General features: G+C 56.4%; 1 protein-coding gene and 1 pseudogene. One reads left to right on the top strand and one right to left on the bottom strand.

Translation table 11 applies throughout. The features are described from left to right. Positions 1-175 precede the first annotated feature (175 nt). Positions 176-1,401 (top strand): IS3 family transposase gene (locus F4V54_RS10705; protein ID WP_150387129.1). Its coding sequence is split into 2 segments (ribosomal slippage): positions 176-455 and positions 455-1,401, totalling 1,227 coding nucleotides; the frame shifts between segments, so codons are not numbered across the junction. Positions 1,402-1,523: 122 nt separating this feature from the next. On the opposite strand, the pseudogene F4V54_RS11555 reads toward F4V54_RS10705, so the two are convergent. After that, positions 1,524-1,825, bottom strand: a pseudogene (locus F4V54_RS11555) (hypothetical protein); the annotation flags it as partial.

Genomic DNA, 1,825 nt, shown 5'->3' with positions numbered 1-1,825 from the left:
CCTTGCTCGAAACACTCAACCAACTGCTCACGCTGCTGCTCACTTAGCGAACTTCGTGCTCTCAATGAAAACTACTCCCCACTAGTCGATAACTGACTTCTCAGTCCAACTAATGGGGAGCAGTTCAGAAGTGTCCTGGGTTTAGTTCCTACCTCTGCTAAGGAAGGATTGAACTATGCCTAGAAAGTATTCCGTCGAGTTTAAGGAGAAGGCGGTCCATCAGATCATCGAAATGGTCCGACTGGAGTCTTGCTCACTGCAACGCGCCTACACGGAGGTCGGTGAGCTGCTTGGAGTATCCCACCACACGTTGCGGGCTTGGTACCGTGACAGCGCTTCAGTACGCGATAATTCTGACGCTTCAGGCGGCGAAACAATGGAAGAAGAACTCAGGCGTCTGCGTCGAGAAAACCGCGAACTGAAACGAGCAAACGGGATCCTTAAGACAGCTTCGGCTTTTTTCGCAGCGGAACTCGACCGACCCACGACCAAATGATCTCCTACATCGACGCGTACAAAGATCAATTTGGGGTCGAGGCCATCTGCAGAGTCCTTAAACAAGCAGATCGTGGATTCAGTACTTCACGCGGCTACCGAAAAGCCACCACGCGTGTTCCCAGCGCAAGGGCCTTAAGCGATAGCCTTCTCATCCCAGAGATACAGCGTGTGCATGCGCAGAATTTCTCGGTCTACGGCATCCGCAAAATGTGGCACGCGATGAACCGTGAAGGCTTTCATATCGGCCGCGACAAGACCGCACGTCTGATGAAACTAGCAGGTGTTTCCGGCCGCAGACGTGGGCGAACCCCTGTGACAACGATTAGCCCGAAGACACCGGATCATCGCCCGGACCTTGTGCGCCGAAACTTCCGTGCGCAGGCACCAGGCAGGCTTTGGGTTGCCGACATTACCTACGTTCGCACCCTGTCAGGATTCGCCTATACCGCGTTTGTCGTGGATGTCTTCAGCCGAAAAATTGTTGGTGTTGCTACATGCTCGACAATGCGCACCGACGTGCTGCCGATGGAGGCTTTGGAGCATGCGTTAACGACTGCAGGGCGAATCCATGGAAACCAGCTCATTCACCACAGCGATCGGGGCAGCCAATACGTGTCACTGAAATATTCCACCGCGCTAGCGGAATCCGGAATCCGCCCGAGTGTGGGAACAGTCGGCGATTCTTACGACAATGCTCTAGCCGAAACAGTCAACGGTCTCTACAAGGCTGAACTGATTCATGCCCAGGGGCCGTGGACGTCGGTCGGAGAAGTCGAACTGGCCACCCTGCGGTGGGTGCATTGGTGGAACACCAAGCGGCTTCACGAAGCATTGGACTACGCCACCCCACAAGAAGTAGAAACCGAGTACTATCTCACCCAGCCCATCAACACAGGGGCGTAATAGAAGCGGAACTAAACCCAGGACGCTTCATTGTGCTTCCTTTCGGGCCGAGGTTGTTCCCACTTTCCGAGCGTAAACGGCAAACTCGACGTGTTGGGGCGTCTAGAGAGTGTCCACCCTGCCTAGCGTTTGGGTTCGCGTACCCAGGCGCCGATGACGCCGGGGACGACTTCGGGTGCTTCACCAAGGAGTGCTTTGAGGTTGCCTTCGCGTTCTACTGCTGAGGTGACTGCTTGTACCCGGCCACGTTTTTGCTGTCCGTTACGCCCACCGCGGCCAGCGCCAGCAGCCGGACCAACACCATAACCACCAGCACCGGCACCGCCGGCAGCTCCGCCGGTTCGTGGGCTTGCACCTGGGCTACCAGCAGCCACACCACCTGCCCCAGCACCGGCCCCGTTGCCTGGTGATGGTCTCACACCAC

The sequence above is a fragment of the Corynebacterium tuscaniense genome (assembly GCF_008693065.1).
GTDB classification, from domain to species: Bacteria; Actinomycetota; Actinomycetes; order Mycobacteriales; family Mycobacteriaceae; genus Corynebacterium; species Corynebacterium tuscaniense.
The sequence above is the reverse complement of the archived record's forward strand: the minus strand, read 5'-3'. Positions and strand labels throughout refer to the sequence as shown.